The 20,363-nt window shown below is 59.8% G+C and carries 14 protein-coding genes; 9 read left to right on the top strand and 5 right to left on the bottom strand.

Annotated elements, in window-relative coordinates; translation table 11 throughout:
- Positions 1-172: 172 nt before the first annotated feature.
- From mdoH to pip, 4 genes are all read right to left on the bottom strand, one after another.
- Positions 173-2,755, bottom strand: a complete 2,583-nt coding sequence (gene mdoH / locus FFH21_RS01630) for a glucans biosynthesis glucosyltransferase MdoH (protein ID WP_004666504.1) — start codon at positions 2,753-2,755, stop codon at positions 173-175.
- Positions 2,748-4,676: a glucan biosynthesis protein G gene (locus FFH21_RS01625; protein ID WP_011167451.1), complete on the bottom strand. Its 1,929-nt coding sequence runs from the start codon at positions 4,674-4,676 to the stop codon at positions 2,748-2,750. The genes mdoH and FFH21_RS01625 overlap by 8 nt, the downstream gene beginning before the upstream one ends.
- Before the next feature lie 265 nt (positions 4,677-4,941).
- Positions 4,942-5,379, bottom strand: a complete 438-nt coding sequence (gene dtd, locus FFH21_RS01620) for a D-aminoacyl-tRNA deacylase (protein WP_004654194.1) — start codon at positions 5,377-5,379, stop codon at positions 4,942-4,944.
- A gap of 39 nt (positions 5,380-5,418) precedes the next feature.
- The gene (pip, locus tag FFH21_RS01615; RefSeq protein WP_004654190.1) at positions 5,419-6,390 is read right to left on the bottom strand and encodes a prolyl aminopeptidase; all 972 of its coding nucleotides are present in this window, start codon (positions 6,388-6,390) and stop codon (positions 5,419-5,421) included.
- Between the two features lie 280 nt (positions 6,391-6,670).
- Here pip and FFH21_RS01610 point away from each other — a divergent pair, with 280 nt between their 5' ends.
- The 6 genes from FFH21_RS01610 (at position 6,671) to FFH21_RS01585 (ending at position 15,776) form a co-directional block, all read left to right on the top strand.
- A complete protein-coding gene (locus FFH21_RS01610) occupies positions 6,671-9,121 on the top strand; it encodes a glycogen/starch/alpha-glucan phosphorylase (RefSeq protein WP_054073169.1) in 2,451 nt (816 codons plus the stop codon).
- A 252-nt stretch (positions 9,122-9,373) separates the two neighbouring features.
- On the top strand, positions 9,374-12,178 hold the full coding sequence (locus FFH21_RS01605) for a DUF2339 domain-containing protein (protein ID WP_041924399.1): 2,805 nt from the start codon (positions 9,374-9,376) through the stop codon (positions 12,176-12,178).
- 26 nt (positions 12,179-12,204) lie between these two features.
- Positions 12,205-13,554 (top strand): DUF3999 domain-containing protein, encoded by a 1,350-nt coding sequence (locus tag FFH21_RS01600; protein WP_041924398.1) that lies wholly within the window; start codon positions 12,205-12,207, stop codon positions 13,552-13,554.
- 134 nt (positions 13,555-13,688) lie between these two features.
- Positions 13,689-14,699: a class 1 fructose-bisphosphatase gene (locus FFH21_RS01595; RefSeq protein WP_004666507.1), complete on the top strand. Its 1,011-nt coding sequence runs from the start codon at positions 13,689-13,691 to the stop codon at positions 14,697-14,699.
- Positions 14,700-14,939: 240 nt separating this feature from the next.
- A complete protein-coding gene (gene bamE, locus FFH21_RS01590; RefSeq protein WP_002551616.1) occupies positions 14,940-15,194 on the top strand; it encodes an outer membrane protein assembly factor BamE in 255 nt (84 codons plus the stop codon).
- A 3-nt stretch (positions 15,195-15,197) separates the two neighbouring features.
- Positions 15,198-15,776, top strand: coding sequence for a lipocalin family protein (locus tag FFH21_RS01585; RefSeq protein WP_011167447.1), 579 nt, complete (start codon positions 15,198-15,200; stop codon positions 15,774-15,776).
- 445 nt (positions 15,777-16,221) lie between these two features.
- On the opposite strand, the gene FFH21_RS01575 is transcribed toward FFH21_RS01585, so the two are convergent.
- Positions 16,222-17,586: a formimidoylglutamate deiminase gene (locus tag FFH21_RS01575; protein WP_011167446.1), complete on the bottom strand. Its 1,365-nt coding sequence runs from the start codon at positions 17,584-17,586 to the stop codon at positions 16,222-16,224.
- 202 nt (positions 17,587-17,788) lie between these two features.
- Here FFH21_RS01575 and hutC point away from each other — a divergent pair, with 202 nt between their 5' ends.
- Genes hutC through nhaA form a run of 3 tightly spaced genes read left to right on the top strand, consistent with a single transcriptional unit; the run spans position 17,789 to position 20,319 of the window.
- Positions 17,789-18,499, top strand: coding sequence for a histidine utilization repressor (gene hutC, locus FFH21_RS01570; RefSeq protein WP_161796169.1), 711 nt, complete (start codon positions 17,789-17,791; stop codon positions 18,497-18,499).
- Positions 18,496-19,092, top strand: coding sequence for a HutD family protein (locus tag FFH21_RS01565; protein ID WP_004654178.1), 597 nt, complete (start codon positions 18,496-18,498; stop codon positions 19,090-19,092). The genes hutC and FFH21_RS01565 overlap by 4 nt, the downstream gene beginning before the upstream one ends.
- Before the next feature lie 51 nt (positions 19,093-19,143).
- Positions 19,144-20,319, top strand: a complete 1,176-nt coding sequence (nhaA, locus tag FFH21_RS01560; RefSeq protein WP_011167445.1) for a Na+/H+ antiporter NhaA — start codon at positions 19,144-19,146, stop codon at positions 20,317-20,319.
- Positions 20,320-20,363: the final 44 nt, after the last annotated feature.

Here is a 20,363-nt window from a genome sequence, read left to right as displayed (position 1 = left end):
CTCTTGCGACGCAGAGCGTCGAGAACTGCATTCCCACGCTGGAGCGTGAGGAACGATCGGGGTTCTGGAGAACCCGTCTTGACCATGTCCTCTGCATGTATGTGCCACAAAGCCCAATAAAAAAGCCCCCGACGCGCTAAGCGGCAGGGGCTTTTTTCGTAGCCGGGCGGTCTTAGACCGGGACCGGCTCCGACGCTTTACCTACAGGCTGCAAAGGCAGCAAGGGCGCATGTGGATCAGCTTCGATGGAAGCTCTCCAGGCGGCCAGCCACTCTTCGTGACCTTCGCTCCAAACACGCTCATGCAGGCGCCCAAGGGCGACTGGGTCGCTCAGCAGCATCAGACGTTCCTGATTGCCGAGTTTGGCCGGACCTACCTTCAGAGCCTGATCAACACGCTCCATACGCACCACTTCGATCGGCTGTGCCTGACGGTGACGCGAGGTTGCCAGGGCGCAGGCCAGAGCATTCTGCCGAGGATCCACCACAGCCCGAATGAAGCCTTGTTTCAGCGCATGCCAGCGGTTCTCGTAGGTGTACTGATCCGTCGAGATCAACTCTTGCGGCGGTTCGAACTCTTCAGGAATCAGGAAGAACTTCTCGTCACGCGCCTTGACGCCCAGATTGGTACGGCTGGAAATCACCGACACAGGAATCGACAGCATCAACGAGACCACAATCGGCGCAAGCCACCACAGGAAGCTCGGGTTCAACCAGAACACCAGCAAGGCCCAGCATGCGCCCAGCAGTGTCTGTGGACCATGACGCTTAACGGCTTCGATCCACGGCGTGGAGTCGTCGTCGCGTTGCGGAGAGTTCCAGGTTGCGGCCCAGCCCAGGAAAGCGGCCAGTACGAAGCGGGTGTGGAACAGCATGCGCACCGGTGCCAGCAGCACCGAAAAGAGCATTTCCAGCAGCATCGAAACGGTGACCTTGAACTTGCCACCGAAGCCTTTCGCGCCCTTGGCCCAGATCAGAATGACGCTGAGCAGTTTAGGCAGGAACAGCAGGACGATGGTCGTCGAGAACAACGCAACAGCTTTTTCCGGGTGCCATTGTGGCCACAGCGGATACAGCTGACGCGGTTCAAGGAAGTAAGTCGGCTCCATCAGTGTGTTCACCGCCAGCAAGGCCGTGGACAGAACGAGGAAGAAGAACCACAACGGTGCCGACAGATACGACATCACACCGGTCAGGAACACCGCACGGTGAACCGGGTGCATGCCCTTGACCAGGAACAGCCTGAAGTTCATCAGGTTGCCGTGGCACCAACGGCGGTCACGCTTGAGTTCGTCCAGCAGGTTGGGCGGCAATTCTTCATAACTGCCCGGCAGGTCGTAAGCAATCCACACGCCCCAGCCGGCACGGCGCATCAGCGCAGCTTCGACGAAGTCGTGAGACAGGATCGCACCGGCAAAGGCACCTTTACCCGGCAGCGGCGCCAGGGCGCAATGCTCGATAAACGGCTTCATGCGGATGATCGCGTTGTGACCCCAATAGTGGGATTCACCCAACTGCCAGAAGTGCAGACCGGCCGTGAACAGCGGACCGTAGACCCGCGTAGCGAACTGCTGCATGCGTGCATACAGCGTGTCCATACCCGACGCACGTGGCGCGGTCTGGATGATACCGGCGTCCGGCGTGGCTTCCATCAGGCGAACCAGACTGGTCAGACACTCTCCGCTCATGACGCTATCGGCATCGAGCACGACCATGTAGCGGTATTCACCACCCCAACGACGGCAGAAGTCGTCCAGGTTGCCGCTTTTGCGTTTTACGCGACGACGACGACGGCGATAGAAGATCTTGCCGAAACCTTTGGTCTCGCGGCATACGTCCAGCCAGGCCTGTTGCTCGGCAACGGCAATGTCAGTCTCGTTGGTGTCGCTGAGTACGAAGAAATCGAAACGATCCAGATCACCCGTAGCCGCGACCGACTCGAACGTAGCGCGCAGGCCGGCGAAAACCCGTGGCACGTCTTCGTTGCAGATCGGCATGACCAGCGCAGTACGTGCGCCCTTTTCGATCGGCTCGTTGCCAGCACTGGCACCCGAGATACGGTATTTGTCGCGACCGGTGAGCAGCTCAAGGAAGCCCATCAGTGCGGTCCAGAAACCGGCCGACACCCAGCAGAAGAGAATCCCGAACAGCAACAGAATGCTGGTCTGCAAGGCATAAGGCATGACCTGCAAAGCAGTCTGCACGAAGGTCTGACGGGTGATTTCGTCGAGCGAAACCAGCGACCAGCCCTGATACGGCAGAATGCCCTTCATGTACCAGCCAGCCACGATCGTTTGACCCAGCATCAGGATCAGCAGGATGTAACGACGGATCGAACCGACGGTGCGCCAGCGCGCCTTGGGCAGATCACGAGGCAGATCGTCGTGCTCTGGCTTGGGCGGGTTGGTCTTGCCGGTCAGGCGACGCCAGCCGCGTACCAGAATGTTGGTGCGCCATGGCTCTGGCACGACCTTGGTCCGGCGAATCGGCGGTGTGGCCTTGAGGCACAGGCGACCGCTGGCATCGACGCCGAGCATCTCGGCGTCCTCCAGCTGGTCTGCGGTGGTCAGCGTAAGGCGGCGACCCACCGAAGCCTGAGCGGCCTCGGCAGGGTCATTGACCGGCTGCGCAGAAAGACGCTCATGCAACTCGGCGAAGGTCTTGCAGCCGGCAAGTTCTGCCCGCTGCTCGTCGCTCATCGGTAAATGCGCCAGGTACTCGTTCAGAGACACTGGCACCGGTAGAGAATTACTCATCGCTCGGCAACTGATAGCTCCAGGTCTCGGTCATGACTTGCAACGTCTTGGCCGGTTCCGGATGGGTGGGTGCTGCCTCGGTTTCAGGCTGCTGAATCTCTTTACCGTCCTTGTCCTTGGCTACGTCAGCCTTGGCTGCGTCGGCTTTGGCTGCATCGGCTTTGGCAACTTCGCCTTTACCTTTCGCAGCGTCGGCCTTGCCAGCTTCAGGCTTGGCGGTCTCGGGTTTGGCGGCTTCAGGCTTCGGCGCGTCGGCCTTGGCGATTTCTACCTGGTCGTTGGCAGATTCCTTGGCAACTGCCGGTTTGGCAGCTTCCTTGGCAGCAGCCTTCTTCTCTTCAGCTTTGTCTGCAACGAGCAGCGCAGGTTCCTTGCCCGGTTCGGCAGGGATCTCACGCAGCAGGTAAGCGAGCATTTCGGTTGGCTTGCCGGAATCCTTGACCTTCACACGCAGGGTCAGGCGGTAGCCTTTGGTGACAGGGTTGTAGCGCAGGTTGTTTTCCACCAGTTCGACGTTGTCGTCAGTGGTCACCTGGCTGCGAATGGTCTTGTCTTCCGGCAATGCGGCCAGTACCGGGCCCACGAAATCGACCAGGAAGGCAAGGCTGCCATCCGGCTGACGGATCAGGTTGGACTGACGCACATCACCGATGGAGCGTTGGGTCTGCTTGACCCAGCCCAGATCCGGCGAGTGGATCGAGTTTTCCTGCATGGTCCAGTGCAGACGGTAATCGAATGCCATTTCCTTGCCCGGCTCTGCGAGAGTCTCAGGCTTCCAGTAGGCCACGATGTTGTCGTTGGTCTCGTCGGCAGTCGGAATTTCGACCAGCTCGACGGTGCCCTTGCCCCAGTCACCCTTCGGCTCGATCCAGGCGCTTGGACGCTTGTCATAGCGGTCATCCAAGTCTTCGTACTGACTGAAGTCACGGCCACGTTGCAGCAGACCGAAACCACGCGGGTTTTCGACCGAGAAGCTGCTGATGGACAGATGTTTAGGGTTGTTCAGCGGACGCCACAACCACTCACCGTTGGCAGCCTGAATCGACAGACCGCTGGAGTCGTGCAGCTCGCGACGGTAGTTAGGTACACGCGAAGGCTGGTTGGCACCGAACAGGAACATGCTGGTCAATGGGGCAACACCGAGCTTGTTGACCTTGTCACGCAGGAACATGCGCGATTTGACGTCAACCAGAGTGTTGGTGCCAGGACGCAGGGTCAACTGATAAGCACCGGTAGCGCGCGGCGAGTCGAGCAGCGCGAAGATCACCAGATGATTGTCATCCGGGCCCGGCTTCTCGATCCAGAATTCCTTGAAGCGCGGGAACTCCTCACCAGACGGCGATGCAGTGTCGATTGCCATGCCGCGTGCGGACAGTCCATAGACCTGACCCTTGCCGATCACGCGGAAGTAGCTCGCGCCCAGCATGGTCATGATTTCGTCCTGCTTGTCATCCTTGTTGATCGGATACAGGACACGGAAACCGGCATAACCCAGTTTCTCGGTGGATTTGGGGTCGATCTTCAGATCGCCGAAATCGAAACGACTGGAGTCGTACTTGATTTCGTCGACGCTGGTAGCGGTCACTTCGTTGATCTTGACCGGCGTGTCGAAGTGCATGCCCTGGTGGTAGAAAGACACTTTGAACGGAGTCTTCTCGCCCGCCCATTCGGCCTTGTCATCGCGGAAGCGAATCTTCTGATAGTCGGCAAACTTCATATCGCGAAGCTCGTTCGGCAGATTGCTCCTTGGAGCCTCGAACTTCTGCCCGGCCAGTTCTTTGGCTTTTGCCGTTACATCATCAAGATTGAACGCCCACAGCTGACCTGCACTGAACAGGCATACAAGGGCCGAGCTTGCCAGAAGTGCACTACGCAACCGCTTGACAGGTGTCTTTGGAGCATCACAGGGACTAACAATCACGAGCAACCCTCGCCGAAAAACAGATGAAAAAACCAACGGCCAGCTATCAATGCCGGGTTGGCGAGCATTGTTCCGACTCCGAATGGGCTTAATGATTCCCCAACCCGGTGTCAGAACCGCTTTTGTCATACCAAATGGACCAACAGTGTCGATCCCCGTAACGCGCGATTATCCAGCAGCGCGCGCCACAACGCATCAGGTATGACAAAGAAATTTATTTCCCGTGCGACCGGAAAATTCAGGGGAGAAACGATGAAATCGTATCTTATGTATCGAACAAAAATGTCACTGGGCCATCATTTATCAAATGCACTTGCATGTCCGCACCAAATTGGCCCGCAGCCACAGCGGTATGCGCGATTCTGGCCTGACTCAATAGATAGTCGAACAGCTCGGCGCCCAGCGCTGGAGCAGCGGCTTTCGAGAACCCCGCACGCAACCCGCTTTTGGTATCCGCGGCCAGCGTGAACTGCGAAACCAGCAACAACCCGCCACCTACCTCGCGCAAGGATAAATTCATCTTGCCGTCGGCATCGCTGAACACTCGATAATTAAGCAGCTTGTGCAGCAACTTATCGGCACTGGCGCGGGTGTCTTGAGGCTCTATGCCCACCAGCACCAATATGCCCTGATCGATAGCACCGACAACTTCGCCGCCCACCTCCACGCGTGCGTTTCGCACGCGCTGCAACAAACCTTTCATAAATGCCTTTCCAGACTCAAAACCAATACCAGGCTGCTGTCATGCTTCTTCGGGCGGGAGGTCGAGCAGGTTGCGCGCAATTTCTGCAGCGGCACGCACCAACGCATCGGCGATACCGGATTCCGACGCCGAATGGCCAGCCTCACGAATGACCTGCAGTTCGCTGCCGGGCCAGTTCTGATGCAACTCCCAGGCATTATCCAGCGGGCAGATGACGTCGTAACGACCGTGAACGATGATTGCCGGCAGGTGCGCGATCTTTGGCATGTCGCGAATCAACTGGTTTTCCTCAAGGAACGCCTTGTTCATGAAGTAATGGCATTCGATGCGCGCAATGGACAGCGCACGGTGCGGTTCGGCGAAGCGATCGACCACTTGCGGGTTGGGGCGCAAGGTTGCACAACGCCCTTCCCAGGTCGACCAGGCTTTGGCAGCGTGCATCTGGGCGATCTGGTCCGGCCCGGTGAGGCGCTTGTGGAAGGCAGCCAGTATGTTGTCGCGCTCATCCAGCGGGATCGGTGCTACATAATCCTGCCAGTAATCCGGGAACAGACGGCTGGCACCCGCTTGATAGAACCAGTCGATTTCCTGCTGACGGGCCAGGAATATGCCTCGCAAAATCAGCGCGTGTACGCGGTCTGGATGGGTCTGCGCATAAGCCAGGGCCAGAGTCGAGCCCCACGAGCCGCCGAACAGCACCCATTTGTCGATTCCGAGGTGCTCGCGAATCCGCTCCAGGTCCTCCACCAGTTTCCAGGTGGTATTGTTCTCAAGGCTGGCATGCGGTGTGGAGCGACCGCAGCCACGCTGATCGAACGTTACGATACGGTACAGGTTAGGATCGAAATAGCAGCGACTGTGCGCATCGCATCCGGAACCAGGGCCGCCATGAATGAATACCACTGGCAACCCTTCTGGCGAGCCACTTTCATCGACGTAAAGCACATGCGGTTGTTCCACGGCCAGATCGTGCCGGGCGTAGGGTTTGATCTGCGGGTACAAAGTCTGCATAAGTGCTCCATAAGTCCAGTTCAGAGGCTTCTATTATTCTGCCGTTGGGCATCATAAACCCGAAACGAAGAATCAGCATGCTGCACGTCATTGATCGGGATGGAACGATCGATGCAAGCGTTTTGCCAATTTGGTCAGCGCGCGAACCAGAGCCGTTGCCTTGGGTCGAAGCGAGGGCGCTGCCTTCAATTATTTCTACTATTTTCAGGAAATAACTGACGACACGCCTACAGTCTAAGAATCCCGTTTTCCATTCGTCAGACTACTTGAGGTTGTACCGATGTCTCAGGAACCACTTGTTCGTGACGCTGATGTGGCTGCTTTCCGCGCCGCTGTGCTCGCCAAACTCACCTATTCGGTGGGCAAGGACCCCGACCATGCGTTTGAGCATGACTGGTTTGAAGCTGTTGCCCTTGCCGCCCGCGACCACATGGTCGAACACTGGATGGACCACACGCGGCAGATTTATCGCAAGGTCCAGAAGCGCGTTTACTACCTGTCTCTGGAATTCCTCATTGGCCGACTGCTCTACGACAGCCTGAGCAACCTCGGCCTGCTGGAAGTGGCTCGCGAAGTATTGACCGAGCTGGGTGTGGATATCGAACGTATCCGCTTGCTTGAACCGGATGCTGCGCTGGGCAACGGCGGCCTGGGTCGTCTGGCAGCGTGCTTCATGGAAAGCATGTCGACCCTGGGCATTGCCGGGCACGGTTATGGGATTCGTTACGAGCACGGGCTGTTTCGTCAGGGCATCGTCGACGGCTGGCAGCAGGAACAGACCGAAAACTGGCTGGACTTCGGCAACCCGTGGGAATTCGAGCGTCCTGAGGTGGTTTACTCCATCGGTTTCAGTGGCAGCGTCGACACTGTGGTGACCGAAGCGGGCGACTCGCGTCAGGTCTGGCGTCCGGGCGAAACCGTTCGGGCCATTGCTTACGACACCCCTGTGGTCGGCTGGCGCGGGAAAAGCGTCAACACCCTGCGTTTGTGGCGCGCCCGTGCGGTGGAAGACCTGCATCTGGAACGTTTCAACGCGGGCGACCACTTTGGCGCCGTCGCCGAAGTAGTGCGCGCCGAAAGTATTTCCCGCGTGCTGTACCCGAACGATGCAACCGAAGCGGGCCAGGAACTGCGCCTGCGCCAGGAATACTTCTTTGTTTCCGCATCGCTGCAGGATTTGCTGCGCCGCCATCTGAACCAGCACGCCACGCTGACCGATCTGCCAGACCATGCAGCGATTCAGATGAACGACACGCACCCGTCCATTGCAGTGGCCGAGCTGATGCGTCAGTTGATCGACAACCACAACATCCCGTGGGACACCGCCTGGAAAATCACCGTCGGCACCCTTGGCTACACCAACCATACGCTGCTGCCGGAAGCGCTGGAGACCTGGTCGGTCGGCCTGATGGAGCGGATGCTGCCGCGCCACATGCAGATCATCTACCTGATCAACGCACAACACATCGACACACTGCGCGCCAAAGGCGTCGACGACGTCAACGTGCTGCGTGCGGTATCGCTGATCGAAGAAGACAATGGTCGTCGGGTACGCATGGGCAACCTGGCGTTCCTCGGCTCGCACAGCGTCAACGGCGTTTCGGCGCTGCATACCCAACTGATGCGCAAGACCGTGTTTGCCGAGCTGCACAAGATCTATCCGGAGCGGATCAACAACAAGACCAACGGCATCACCTTCCGCCGCTGGCTGTTCCAAGCCAACCCGAAGCTGACCGAAATGCTCATCGAAGCGCTGGGTGAGGACGTTCTGGATAATGCCGAGACTCGCCTCAAAGAGCTTGAGCCGTTCGCCGATAAGTCTTCGTTCCGCAAGCAGATGGCCGACCAACGCCTGCACAGCAAGCGCGCACTGGCAGCGATCATTCATGAACGCTTGGGTATTGCCGTCAATCCTGCTGCGATGTTCGACGTCCAGGTCAAACGGATTCACGAATACAAACGCCAGTTGCTGAACCTGTTCCACACCGTCGCGCTGTATCAGGCGATTCGTGCCGAGCCAGGCACAGACTGGGTTCCGCGGGTGAAGATCTTCGCTGGCAAGGCCGCGGCCAGTTATAACTCGGCCAAGCTGATTATCAAGCTGACCAACGATATCGCGCGGACCGTGAACAACGACCCGACGGTGCGTGGCCTGCTGAAAGTGGTGTTCATGCCCAACTACAACGTCAGTCTGGCGGAGAGCATCATCCCGGCAGCCGACCTGTCCGAGCAGATTTCCACGGCAGGCCTGGAAGCTTCAGGGACCAGTAACATGAAGTTCGGCCTCAACGGCGCACTGACCATCGGCACGCTGGACGGTGCCAACGTGGAAATGAGCGAGCAGGTCGGGCTGGAGCACATGTTCATCTTCGGCATGTCCTCGCAACAGGTCGAAGCCCGCAAGCGCGCAGGCGAATTCAACGCACATGGAGACGTGGCGGCATCGGGGCGTTTGAACGATGTACTGCAAGCGATTCGTGGTGGCGTGTTCTCGCCGGATGATCCGAACCGTTACGTGGGACTGATCGATCAGCTGCTGGATTATGACCGCTTCCTGGTCTGTGCCGACTTCGATTCGTACTGGGCAGCACAGGCCAAAGTCGAGGAACGCTGGCACGATTCCAAGGAATGGTGGCGCTCGGCGGTGCTCAACACCGCACGCATGGGCTGGTTCTCTTCGGACCGGACTATTCGCGAGTACGCCGGCGACATCTGGAAGGCGCTGGACTAACGTCAAAACCTGAAAAAACTCACAACCCCAGTGGGAGCGAGCTTGCTCGCGAAGAGGCCATTAAGGTCTCCGCAAAGAAGGCGCTCGAAACGACGCCTTCGTGAGCAAGCTCACTCCCACAAGCGCCACAAGGATCTGTCTCAGTCCTGCAGAGACTCTGGTGCCCCCGGTATAAAACATTACAAACGATGTCCGCCCGCCCCTATATACTGCGCTCGATGAACCTTCACACATCGAAAAGGATGTCGTCGCGTGCTTTGGATTTGTCTGGTGGTGGGCGGTGCAGCGCTGGGCTACGCGCTGAGCTATGACGAGTGGGCAGGTGCGCTGATCGGCGCAGTCATGGGCTGGGCCGTCTGGGCAGGCATTCGCATGCGCCTGCTTGGCAGGCAATCTGCCGACCAACTGCAACAACTGCTCGCAACCCGCCAATCCCTCGACGCCGTTCAACAGCGCCTGAACGCGCTCGAGCGTCAGTCCGCACCCGGCGTGCCACCTGCGCAGGACGCCGCACCGCTCCCAGTGGATGCGGTCATTATCGAGACACCCATTGGCGGCCCCGAGCTGATCTGGGACCTCCCGGACGAAGAGCCGCAGGCAGCAAGACCTGTCGAACCCGCCACCGAGATCCGCCAGCCTTCAAAGGCCGCTCAGCCCAATCTGCTGGACAGCGCCATCAATCGCGCAAAAGACTGGCTGCTGGGCGGCAATACGGTACTGCGCGTGGGCGTAGTGGTGCTGTTTCTCGGGCTGGCCTTTCTGTTGCGCTACGCCACCGAAGGCATGGTCGTACCAATTGAAGCGCGCTACGCCGGTGTTGCAGCCAGTGCGCTGGCCCTGCTAGGTCTGGGTTGGTGGCTGCGTTTGCGCAACGGTCCTTACGCGCTGATGTTGCAAGGCGCAGGCGTAGGCGTGCTGTACCTGACCGTCTTTGCGGCGATGAAATTGCACACCCTGCTCGATCCGGCAGCGGGCTTTGTGCTGCTGGTAGCAATCACCGCTTTCTCGGCCATTCTGGCGCTGACACAGAATGCTCTGGCCCTGGCCTGCGCCGGTGCGCTGGGTGGATTCGCAGCACCACTGCTTGCTTCCACCGGGCAAGGCAGCCACATCTCGCTGTTCAGTTACTTTGCCCTGCTCAACGCGGGCATCATTGCCATCGCCTGGTTCAAGGCCTGGCGCATTCTCAACCTGATCGGCTTCTTCGGCACGTTCGGCATCGGTTTCGCCTGGGGCATACGGGCTTACACCCCAGAGCTGTTCTGGAGCACCGAGCCCTTTCTGATTCTGTTCTTTGTGATGTACCTGGCCATCGGTCTGCTGTATGCGCGTCGCAAGCTGCTGGAACTCACTGACGCGCCACCGGAGGCCAGTCGCGAAGCGCTGCTGCGCTGGTCGGCACGTCAGGGTGATTACGTCGACGGCACACTGCTGTTTGGCACGCCGATCGTCGGGTTCGGCCTGCAATACGCGCTGGTCGAACACCTTGAGTTCGGTGCCGCGTTCAGCGCGCTCGCGCTGGGCCTGATCTATATGGGGCTCGCACGCTGGCTGGCGGCACGTGCGAACGGCCGAACCGTTTTGTTGATGGAAACCTGCCTGGCGCTGGGCGTGGTGTTTGCCACCCTGGCCATCCCGTTGGGCCTCGGTTCGCAATGGACGACCTGCGCGTGGGCCGTGGAAGGCGCAGCGGTTTTCTGGCTGGGCCTGCGCCAGCACCGCAAGCTGGCACAGGTTTTCGGCCTGGTGTTGCAGGTGTGTGCCAGCGCAATGCTGATCAGTGATTCAGACAATTCCAGCTGGGCTGGCGACTACTGGACACCGATGATTCTGGCCATCGCGGCCCTGATCAGCGCCTGGAGCGTGTTCCGCCTCAACACCCTGATGATCATCGATCAGAAAATCGCCAGAACGGTACTGACGATATGGGGCGCGATCTGGTGGGCGGCTTCATTGATCAGCGTCGTGCAACTGTACGCACCGAAGAGCGTGCAGACGCCACTGCTGTTGATCGCGGCTGCGCTCAGCGTAGCTATCTGGGCAGTGCTGGCCCTGCGTTTGCACTGGCCAGACCTCGCCGTATTGTGCAGCGTACTCACCCCAGTCAGCGCCCTTCTGTTACTGGGCTCGCTGAGTGAGCATTACCACCCGGCCGCGAACTGGGGCTGGCTGGCCTGGGCAGCCGTGTTCGCCGTGCATCTGCTGACCTTGCACTATCTGGCAGACACGCTGCCGATCCTCGCGCAACGTATCGCTCACACCACAGGCTGCCTGCTGATCATCAGCGTACTGGCACTGGAATTGCGTTTCGGCCTGCTGCAGCTGTCCGAGTCTTACAACGCCTGGCGCTGGCTGGGCTGGGCGATTCTGCCCAGCCTGTTCCTGCTGGCGATGAGCTCAGAGCGTCAGTGGCCATGGCCGGTGAAGGCTTGCCCCGAGGCCTACCATGTCGGGGCCGCGGCACCACTGGCGGCATTGATGCTGGCGTGGTTCTGGCTGGCGAACACGTTCAGCGACGGTGCGGCGGAACCGCTGCCCTATATCCCGCTGCTCAACCCGCTGGAAATCGGCCTGCTGCTCGCTCTGGCCGGGGTATGCCTGTGGATACGCAAGTACCTCACACGCCCTCGCAATGTTGCCTTGCTGGTGGCAGGCGCTTCACTGTTTGCACTCGTCACGGCAATGGTCATGCGCACGGCCCATCATTGGGCTCAAGTGCCGTGGCACACCGAGGCGCTGCTTGAGTCGATGCGCGTTCAGGCCGGGTTATCGATAGTCTGGACGCTGATGGCACTGGCCCTGATGATCGGCGGTCATATGCGCAGCAACCGCGAGCTCTGGCTGGGCGGCGCAGCATTGATCGGCGTGGTGGTGATCAAGCTGTTCTTCGTCGAGCTGAGCAACCGTGGCGGCATGGAGCGAATCGTCTCGTTCATCGGTGTTGGCATTCTGCTACTGGTGGTGGGATATTTCGCACCATTGCCGCCGAAACACTCTGCCAGAGAGGTCGGCGAAGAACCCGGCCCAGGCCCGACCGCCGCGCCGGATAAGCTATGAGGAAAACGTTCTTGAGTCATCCCGCCATGAAGATCGCCGTGCTTGGCCTGGCCTTGTGCACGGCGGTAACCGCCGTCGCCCAGGACAAGCCGACGGACTTTGCCAGCCAGCCCCCACTGAGCCTTAGCGGCGACGGGCCTTGGTATCGCATCGAGTTACCGCTTGCCGTCCAGTTGAATGCCCGGCAGGGCGACCTGGGTGATGTGCGCGTGTTCAATGCCGAAGGCCAGCCGCAGGCTTATTCGATCACGCCGCGACAGCCTGCACGCGAGCAGGAACCCACGCCGATCCCGGTCAAATGGTTTGCTCTGTACAGCACGCAGGAAGCAGGCGATGCCGCGCCGGTCATCCGTATCGAGCGCTCAAGCAACGGCAGCGTGATCGAGGTCCAGCCGCAAAGCGATATCGAGGCTGGTGAAGAAGTGCTGCGCGGCTGGTTGCTGGACACCAGCGCGATCAAGGCGCCACTGGAGCAGCTGGTGATCGACTGGAGCACCGAGCGTGAAGGTTTCCAGAATTTCAGCATCGAAGCCAGCGATGACCTGCAGCACTGGCGCAACTGGGGCGAAGGGCAGGTTGCCCGGCTGTCATTTGCCGACGAAGTGATTGAGCAACGTGAAGTCGGCCTGCCCGGCCAGAGCGCCCGCTACCTGCGTCTGTTGTGGCGCGCCCCGCACAGCGCCCCCCTGTTGATCTCCGCCCACCTGCTCAGCGCCAGCACTGAAAGCCCGACCCCGCCGCTGACCTGGTCGCCACCGGTCAAGGGCGTCGTCGAAAGCCCCAACGAATATGTCTGGCAACTGCCGAGCGGCTTGCCGGTTGGGCGCGTCAAGGTCGACATTGCCCAGCCAAACAGCCTCGCACCGGCGACGCTTTACGGTCGGATGGACGCGAAACAGCCTTGGCAGCCGATCAGCAGTGGCCTGTTGTACCGGTTATCGCAGAACAACAGCGATATCTTGCAGGACCAGCTGCAATTGTCCGGACGCATCGTTCAACAGCTAAAACTGGTGGTGGATGATCGCGGCGGCGGGCTGGGCAGTGAAGCGCCGCAGTTGAGCGTGGCCGTGCCTGCCACGGAAATCGTATTCCTGGCACGCGGTGAAGGGCCCTTCACGCTGGCCATCGGCAACCCGAACGTCAAGGCGGCGAACCTGTCGCTGGCCACCCTGATCCCCGACTTGAGTCCGGAAAAACTGGCCTCGCTCGGGACAGCGGAACCCGCTACGGCATCTGTTGCCAACATGGCAGCTGCGCCGATAGCGGTGCCGCAGAGCATGGACTTCAAACGCCTCGGGCTTTGGGCTGTTCTGCTGCTCGGGGTGCTGTTTCTGGGCTGGATGGCGTTCAGCACCCTGCGCGCATCAAAACGCTGAAACACACAGGCTGTCGGGTGCGCTTTGCCCGACATCTGAACTGAAACAGTCATAAGCCAGTCTGATAGCAGTATTACGTCGCCACTCGCGTTAAACTGCGCGGGTTTTCATACCCCCTATTTTCGGAGCTATCCATGTCCCGCGTTACACTAAGTCGTTACTTGATTGAGCAGACTCGCAGCAACAACACCCCTGCCGATCTGCGCTTCCTGATCGAAGTTGTGGCGCGCGCATGCAAGGAAATCAGCCACGCCGTCTCCAAAGGCGCGCTGGGCGGCGTACTTGGCAGCATGGGCACCGAAAACGTTCAGGGCGAAGTGCAGAAAAAGCTCGATGTGATCTCCAACGAGATCCTGCTTGAGGCAAACGAATGGGGCGGTCACCTGGCCGGCATGGCGTCCGAAGAAATGGACAACGCCTACCAGATCCCGGGCAAATACCCGAAGGGCGCGTACCTGCTGGTTTTCGACCCGCTGGATGGCTCGTCGAACATCGACATCAACGCTCCGGTCGGCACCATCTTTTCGGTACTGCGTTGCCCGAACGAATACCTCAGCCAGAACGAAGCGCTGAATGAAAAGGCCTTCCTGCAGCCGGGCACCGAACAGGTCGCCGCCGGTTACGCCATCTACGGCCCGCAGACCATGCTGGTGCTGACCCTGGGTGACGGCGTGAAAGGCTTCACCTTGGACCGCGAAATGGGCAGCTTCGTGCTCACTCACGAAGACATCAAAATCCCGGAGTCCACCCAGGAATTCGCGATCAACATGTCCAACCAGCGCCACTGGGAAGCCCCGGTACAGCGCTACGTGAACGAGTTGCTGGCCGGCGAAGAAGGCCCGTTGAAAAAGAACTACAACATGCGCTGGGTCGCTGCGATGGTGGCCGACGTGCACCGTATCCTCACCCGTGGCGGTCTGTTCATGTACCCGCGCGACAGCCGCGAGCCTTCCAAACCGGGCAAACTGCGTCTGATGTATGAAGCCAACCCGATGTCCTTCCTGGTCGAGCAGGCTGGCGGCGCGTCCACCGACGGTCATCAGCGCATTCTCGACATTCAGCCGGAAGGCCTGCACCAGCGCGTAGCGGTTTACCTGGGTTCGAAAGAAGAAGTCGAGCGCGCTACTGCGTATCACAAAGAGTAAGAAGGCTTGCTGTGCGCCAGTGGTGATTCGGCCCGTCTGAATCACCACTTGGCGACAGGCAAACGAACATTCAATGCTGCGTTCGGCACAGGCCTGCGGGCCAACCATCTGATCTACGGCATAAATCCTTGCGCCGTCCGGGAACCAGATTCCCTTTTTCTCTTCTAAGCTTGCGGTACTGCGCCAGCCTGCCTCCGCTTGCACTGCGACGCGACCCCCTTCCGTTCAGGAGCTACACCCATGTCCTTGCGCACTGTCGCTTTACTCTCGTTCTGCGTATTTCTGGCTGCCTGCAGCAAGATCACCCAGGAAAACTACTCGAAAATTTCAGCTGGCATGCCCAAGGCACAGGTCGAATCCTTGCTGGGCAGCCCGACGGAATGCTCCGGCGCACTGGGCATGTCCAGTTGCACATGGGGTGACCAGAACACCTTTATCAGCGTGCAGTATGCGGCAGACAAGGTTGTGCTGTTCTCGGGTCAGGGTCTGAAATAAAACATGATCAAGGTACTGGTACGTTTCGGAATTTTTGTCATGGCCAGCTTTCTGGCCATCGGTTTTGCCCACTCGGCTGACAACCTCGAGCCAAGGACAGTCGACAGCGTCGACCTCAAGCAATATCAGGGCACCTGGTACGAGATCGCCCGCCTGCCAATGTTTTTCCAGCGCAAATGCGCCCAGTCCGAGGCGCTTTACGCGCTCAAGGACGACGGCAACATCGCTGTGACCAACCGCTGCCGCACTATCGAGGGCAAGTGGGAAGAAGCCAAAGGCACCGCTTCGCCGCAAGTGCCGGGCAAGACCGACAAGCTGTGGGTGGTGTTCGATAACTGGTTCTCACGCCTGCTGCCGGGCGTTGCCAAAGGTGACTACTGGATTCTGGACGTCAGCGAAGGCTACCGGACCGCCGTGGTCGCCAACCCGGACCGCAAATACCTGTGGCTGCTGTCGCGCACGCCGACAGTGTCTGCATCGGTCAAGGAAAACATGCTGAGCAAGGCTCGCCAACAAGGCTACGACACCTCCCGCCTGATCTGGCGCGAAGATGATTCGAAGATCGGCAAGGGCGAGAAGTAAGCGGACTCCACTTATTGTGCTCACGCTTGATCATCGTGCGACGCTCTGCGTCGCATGCCTTTCTGGACGCTCCGCGTCCGATTTTCGATGGGCGGCGCGGCGCAGATTTGTGACGCGGAGCGTCACCCACAGCATTCCCACGCTGGAGCGTGAGGAACGATAAGCGTCGTGCCTGGAAAGTGAGGAACGCCAAGCGTCCGCAAGAACACTATCGTGCCCATGCTCCGCGTCGGAATGCCTTTCTGGACGCTCCGCGTCCGATTTTCGATGGGCGGCGCGGCGTAGATTTGTGACGCGGAGCGTCACCCACGGCATTTCCACGCTGGAGCGTGAGGAACGATAAGCGTGGCTGGAAAGTGAAGAACGCTAGGCGTCCGTAAGAACACTATCGTGCCCATGCTCTGCGTGGGCATGCCGTTCTGGACGCTGTGCGTCCTCTCTTGCATCAGCCGAGCAATTCCCTCAACACCTGCGCGAACTCGCGGTTGCTTTGTTCTTCTGCGGCGTGTCGCCCTTCGCGTATGACCCAGCGTCCATTCACTGCCACGTCGCGAATCTGTCGGTCGCTGCCAGCGAACAACCAGCGGTTGAGGATGGCGTCGCCCGAGGCCGTGGCGATGTACGGGTCGTTGCCATCCAGCACCAGCCAGTCAGCGCGTTGTCCCACTTGCAGTGCACCAACCTGCTGCCCCAACGCCTGCGCGCCACCCGCGAGCGCGGCGTCGTACAAGGTGCGACCAACCATCGGCTGATCACTGCGATACAGCCGGTTACGGCGCTGATCGCGCAGACGCTGGCCATACTCCAGCCAGCGCAATTCCTCAACCACGCTGAGCGAAACGTGACTGTCCGAGCCAATTCCCCACCGGCCACCCTGGGCAATGTAGTCCACCGCCGGAAAGATACCGTCGCCCAGATTGGCCTCGGTGGTCAGGCATAACCCGGCCACCGCGCCACTCTGCGCCATCAGTTGCACCTCATCTGCCTCGGCGAGGGTCGCATGCACCAAGCACCAGCGGTTATCCACAGGGGCATTTTCATACAGCCATTGCAGCGGACGCCGACCGCTCCAGCTCAGGCAGTCATCGACTTCCTTCTGCTGTTCGGCAATATGAATATGCACAGGGCACTGCTGGTCGCTGGCCGTAAGCACTTCACTGATTTGCTGTGGCGTCACCGCACGCAGCGAGTGGAAGCACAGCCCCAACTGCTGCGTGGGCTGAGCCGCAAGAAGCGGGCGTAGACGAGCCTGCAAATCCAGATAGCTGTCAGTGCTGTGGATAAACCGCCGCTGCCCTTCGTTGGGTGCCTGCCCGCCAAACCCCGAGTGGCTGTAAAGCACCGGCAGCAGGGTCAGGCCGATGCCGACCGAACTTGCCGCCTGACTGATCTGCACGGCCAGTTCGGCAGGATCTGCATAGGGTTTGCCGTCCAGGTCCTGATGCACGTAATGAAATTCGGCAACCGAGGTGTAACCGCCCTTGAGCATTTCGATGTACAGCTGGCGAGCGATAACGCTCAGTTGCTGCGGACTGATGCGCCCTACCAGGCGATACATGAGGTCGCGCCAGGTCCAGAAACTATCGTTGGGGTTGCCCGCCACTTCCGCCAGCCCGGCCATCGCCCGCTGAAACGCATGAGAGTGCAGGTTCGGCATGCCAGGCAGCAACGGGCCACTGACGATTTCGGCACCCTGCCGATCCGCATTGGCCTCGATGCGGGTCAAAACGCCTTCCTGGCTGACCTCCAGACGCACATTGTTGGCCCAGCCGTCGGGGAGTAACGCGCGCTCGGCAAAGAAGGCTGACATTGACTTCACACCTCATCACTGTAATTTGTATATACATATACAGACGTTTAAGCGACCGGTAAACCTTCGGCACGCTTGCCGAGCAGCAGGTTAATGGTTAGCGTGGCGCTCTCAGGCGTCTGAATCATCGTCAAAACGTCATTTTGAAAACAAGGACTCACACGTGTCGACTCCGCCCGCCTCTTCTTCCCTGGCAGCCCAGATGGGCGAAAGTCCCGCACCCTTGTACGCCCGCGTCAAACACATGATCGCCCTGCAGATCCAGAATGGCACCTGGCCGCCGCACCATCGCGTACCGTCGGAAAGCGAGCTGGTGACGCAACTGGGTTTCAGCCGAATGACCATCAACCGCGCCCTGCGTGAGCTGACCGTTGAAGGTTTGCTGGTGCGCATGCAGGGTGTTGGCACTTTTGTCGCCGAACCCAAAAGCCAGTCGGCGCTGTTCGAAGTGCATAACATTGCGGACGAGATCGCCGCGCGCGGCCATCGCCATACCTGCAAGGTCATGGTGCTAAAGGAAGAAGCCGCAGGCTCGGAGCGCGCGCTGGCGCTGGACATGCGCGAAGGCCAGCGGGTGTTCCATTCACTGATCGTGCACTACGAGAACGACATTCCGGTGCAGATCGAAGACCGCTTCGTGAACGCCCAGGTCGCCCCGGACTACCTCAGGCAGGACTTCACCCTACAGACGCCTTATGCCTATCTGTCGCAGGTTGCACCGCTCACCGAAGGCGAGCATGTGGTCGAGGCGATCCTCGCCGAAGCCGATGAATGCACGTTGTTGCAGATCGATGCCGGAGAGCCCTGCCTGCTGATTCGTCGCCGTACCTGGTCAGGCCGCCAGCCCGTCACCGCTGCGCGCCTGATCCACCCCGGCTCCCGCCATCGCCTGGAAGGACGCTTTACCAAATGAGCCAGACTCACCTCCTGCGTGCCGTCGACTACCCGCGCATGCCGTGGAAAAACGGCGGTGGCAGCACTGAAGAAATCGCTCGCGATGCAGGCCAGGACCTCGACGGTTTCGGCTGGCGGCTGTCGATCGCCGACATTGAAACCTCGGGCGGCTTCTCGGTGTTCGCCGGTTATCAACGCATCATCACCGTCTTGCAGGGCGCGGGCATGACGCTGGACGTGGACGGTGTGTCCAGCCGCCCGTTGCTACCATCGGACCCGTTTGCGTTCAGCGGCGACAGTGAAGTCAGTTGCACACTGCTGGACGGGCCGATTCGCGACTTCAATCTGATCTATGCTCCTCATCGTTACACGGCACGCCTGCACTGGATAGACGTGCGTCATCCGCAACGGCTGTTCAGTTCAGCTGGCACCTTTGTGCTGTTCAGCATGGCCGAGCAAGTAGCGATAAGCGTGAACGGCCAGCCGTGGGAAATTCTCGGTAAACTTGATTGCGCTCAAGTGGATAATTCTGGCGGTTTGCTGGAAATCGAACTGCAATCACCTCGCGCCAGTCGTTGCTGCCTGATCGAACTCACCGCCTCGGGCCTGTAGACGCATTCCTGGCACCTCATAACAAAAATAGCCTTGCACTCAAGGATGACCATGACTCAAGTTTCCAACCGGGAAACGCCCAGAGGCGTTGCCGTCCTCAGCCGTTTCCTCGCCTCCGAATCAGCAGGCGGCATCGTCTTGATGGCGGCGGCGCTGGCCGCCCTTATCGTCGCCAACTCTTCTCTCTCAGCGAGCTACTTCTCGATTCTGCACAGCGTCTGGCTGGGCCTGTCGGTGGAGCTGTGGATCAACGACGGGCTGATGGCCATCTTTTTTCTGATGGTCGGCCTGGAGATCAAGCGCGAAGTGCTGGCCGGCGGCCTGGCAACCTGGGGACAACGCGCCCTGCCCGGCTTTGCAGCGGCGGGCGGCATGCTGGTGCCTGCGCTGATCTACATCGCGATTAACTGGGGCAACCCGCAAACCCTCAGCGGCTGGGCGATTCCAGCGGCCACCGACATCGCCTTCGCCCTCGGCGTGCTGTCGCTGCTGGGCAATCGGGTGCCGACCTCGCTGAAAGTCTTTCTGGCCGCGCTGGCGATTCTCGATGACTTGGGTGCTGTAACCATCATCGCGTTTTTCTACAGCTCGGGGCTTAACCTGCCGATGCTGGCCGCCGCATTCGCGACCCTCGCCGTACTGATCGCGCTGAATCGCCTGAACGTCCGCCGCCTGCTGCCCTATTTGCTGCTCGGCGCACTGCTATGGTTCTTCGTCCTGCAATCGGGCGTACACGCCACGCTGGCCGGCGTGGCGCTGGCGCTGTGCATCCCGATGGGCAAGCCCGAGGAGGAAGCACGCTCGCCGCTGCTGTTTCTTGAAGAAAAAATGCATTACTGGGTGGCGTTCGCTGTGGTGCCGATCTTCGGCTTTGCCAATGCGGGTGTATCGCTTTCCGGCATCACCCTGGCAAACCTGATCGACCCGGTGCCTATGGGTGTCGCATTGGGCCTGTTCGTCGGCAAGCAGATCGGAGTGTTCCTTGCCGCAGTGCTGGCGATTCGTGCCGGGCTGGCGACATTGCCGGAAAACAGCAATTGGGTGCAGTTATACGGCGTCGCTATTCTGTGCGGCATCGGTTTTACCATGAGCCTGTTCATCGGCAACCTGGCGTTTCCTGGTTCGCAGCACCTGATCGATGAAGTAAAAGTCGGCGTGCTGATCGGCTCGGGCCTCGCGGCAATTGCCGGTATTTTGCTGCTGCGCACCCGTTTCAGCCGGCACTGAAAAAATATTTTCAAATCACTGCATCCGGATGGGTTTCTCGCGGG

Origin of the sequence: Pseudomonas sp. KBS0707 (assembly GCF_005937945.2) — a bacterium.
Classification (GTDB): Bacteria; Pseudomonadota; Gammaproteobacteria; order Pseudomonadales; family Pseudomonadaceae; genus Aquipseudomonas; species Aquipseudomonas amygdali.
Note: the sequence above shows the minus strand (reverse complement) of the source record. Positions and strands in the feature narration are given on the sequence as shown.

What these genes read in the sequence shown, in the direction of transcription:
- mdoH (WP_004666504.1), bottom strand. Translation starts at nt 2,755, where the DNA reads ATGAGTAATTCTCTACCGGTGCCAGTGTCTCTGAACGAGTACCTGGCG.
- dtd (WP_004654194.1), bottom strand. Translation starts at nt 5,379, where the DNA reads ATGAAAGGTTTGTTGCAGCGCGTGCGAAACGCACGCGTGGAGGTGGGC.
- pip (WP_004654190.1), bottom strand. Translation starts at nt 6,390, where the DNA reads ATGCAGACTTTGTACCCGCAGATCAAACCCTACGCCCGGCACGATCTG.
- FFH21_RS01610 (WP_054073169.1), top strand. Translation starts at nt 6,671, where the DNA reads ATGTCTCAGGAACCACTTGTTCGTGACGCTGATGTGGCTGCTTTCCGC.
- FFH21_RS01600 (WP_041924398.1), top strand. Translation starts at nt 12,205, where the DNA reads ATGAAGATCGCCGTGCTTGGCCTGGCCTTGTGCACGGCGGTAACCGCC.
- FFH21_RS01595 (WP_004666507.1), top strand. Translation starts at nt 13,689, where the DNA reads ATGTCCCGCGTTACACTAAGTCGTTACTTGATTGAGCAGACTCGCAGC.
- bamE (WP_002551616.1), top strand. Translation starts at nt 14,940, where the DNA reads ATGTCCTTGCGCACTGTCGCTTTACTCTCGTTCTGCGTATTTCTGGCT.
- FFH21_RS01585 (WP_011167447.1), top strand. Translation starts at nt 15,198, where the DNA reads ATGATCAAGGTACTGGTACGTTTCGGAATTTTTGTCATGGCCAGCTTT.
- FFH21_RS01575 (WP_011167446.1), bottom strand. Translation starts at nt 17,586, where the DNA reads ATGTCAGCCTTCTTTGCCGAGCGCGCGTTACTCCCCGACGGCTGGGCC.
- hutC (WP_161796169.1), top strand. Translation starts at nt 17,789, where the DNA reads ATGGGCGAAAGTCCCGCACCCTTGTACGCCCGCGTCAAACACATGATC.
- FFH21_RS01565 (WP_004654178.1), top strand. Translation starts at nt 18,496, where the DNA reads ATGAGCCAGACTCACCTCCTGCGTGCCGTCGACTACCCGCGCATGCCG.
- nhaA (WP_011167445.1), top strand. Translation starts at nt 19,144, where the DNA reads ATGACTCAAGTTTCCAACCGGGAAACGCCCAGAGGCGTTGCCGTCCTC.